The sequence below is a fragment of the Mesorhizobium sp. M7A.F.Ca.US.005.03.2.1 genome, from assembly GCF_003997795.1.
Classification (GTDB): Bacteria; Pseudomonadota; Alphaproteobacteria; order Rhizobiales; family Rhizobiaceae; genus Mesorhizobium; species Mesorhizobium ciceri.
In genome coordinates, this window is the sequence record NZ_RZRP01001206.1 from 1 (window position 1) to 1,398 (window position 1,398).

3 protein-coding genes are annotated in these 1,398 nt (G+C 60.4%); 2 read left to right on the plus strand and 1 reads right to left on the minus strand.

Annotation, left to right across the window (positions count from 1 at the left end):
• Window positions 1-75 precede the first annotated feature (75 nt).
• Complete coding sequence (locus tag EN991_RS36275) at window positions 76-651, plus strand: TMEM175 family protein (RefSeq protein WP_013530981.1); 576 nt, start codon at window positions 76-78, stop codon at window positions 649-651.
• Window positions 652-704: 53 nt separating this feature from the next.
• Here EN991_RS36275 and EN991_RS36280 read toward each other — a convergent pair whose 3' ends face one another.
• Window positions 705-986, minus strand: coding sequence for a hypothetical protein (locus EN991_RS36280; protein ID WP_027160626.1), 282 nt, complete (start codon window positions 984-986; stop codon window positions 705-707).
• 163 nt (window positions 987-1,149) lie between these two features.
• Here EN991_RS36280 and EN991_RS36285 point away from each other — a divergent pair.
• The coding region (locus tag EN991_RS36285) for an SDR family NAD(P)-dependent oxidoreductase (protein WP_127370522.1) at window positions 1,150-1,398 on the plus strand (249 nt) is incomplete at its 3' end.

Consider the following 1,398-nt stretch of genomic DNA (forward strand, 5'->3'; position numbering starts at 1 on the left):
GCCAGTTATTGGCTCAGCAACATCCGCTAGCGTTTACTCTCTTTCGACAATTCATCACGGGCAAAGGTGGGATCCATGGGCAAAGGCAGGGTCGAGGCATTCACCGATGGCGTCGTGGCTATCATCATCACCATCATGGTGCTTGAGTTGAAAGTGCCGCATGGCGAGGATTTCTCCGCCTTGGTGCCGTTGTGGCCGATCTTCTTCTGCTACGTGCTGTCCTTCATCAATGTCGGCATCTACTGGAACAATCTGCACAACATGTTCCACACCGTTCAGCGGGTCGACGGGCGCGTGCTGTGGGCGAACCTCAATCTGCTGTTCTGGCTGTCGCTGATGCCGGTGACCACAGCCTTCATGGGCGAGAACCACTTTGCGCCGGTGCCGGTAGCAGTCTATGGCACCGACCTCGCGCTATGCGCCATCGCCTACACCATACTCGCCGCCGCGCTGCATCGCCTGCACGGCAATGATACCGCCTTTGCCAAGGCGCTGGGTAATGACCGCAAGGGGAAGCTCTCGCTGGCTGTCTATATCGTGGCCGTCGTGCTGACCTTCGTCAGCCAGTGGATCGGCGTCGCGCTCTATGTGCTGGTCGCGATGATATGGCTCGTACCGGATAGGCGCTTTGCGCGGGTGATCGAAAAGTAGCTGTCTTCACACATTTTCAAGGCAGAGCGCTGCACGGCTTTCCCAGAGTTGCCCTACTTGCGCATCGCTTTCAGTTTTTCCGCCACCGATGCGGCGAGGTCGGCATAGAGCTCCTCCAGCCGTTCCGCGGCCTTGATGATCGAGAAATCATGGCCGAATTTTTCCAGCGCCATGCGCAGTTTCTCGACGAACTCGGCTTGTTTCTCCAGCGCGGAAAAGAGTGTCTTCACCTGCGCTTCGCTGATGTCGGGATTGGCCAGCATCTGCGGCACCTCGCGGCCCATCTGGTCGCCAATGGCGGTCTGCTCCTTCAGAATTGCAACCCAGTCCGTCAATCAGGAACCTCCGTTTGTCCCCAGGCCTAAATCTCTTTTGCGGGGACAAGGGGCAACATGCGCAGCCTCGGCCGGACTGGTCAACCCGACAAGACGAGCAGAGGCTTGCACCGGCCCGTTCCGGCGCTAAGTTCGGCGCCATCGAACAAGGAATCCATCGCCCATGATCACCGACGCCGAGATCCAGACCGCCCTGCCCGCGCTTGCTCCAGGCAATGCCGCCGTGATCACCGGCGCTGCCAGCGGCATCGGTCTGGCGGCCGCCAAGCGGCTTGCATTGCTAGGCATGAAGATCGTGCTGGCCGACATTGGCGGCGCGCGGCTTGACGACGCCTCGCGCGCCGTTTCCGCGATTGCCGGCGACGGTGCCGTGCTTGCCGTCGCCGCCGACGTTTCGAAGGCGGATGAGGTG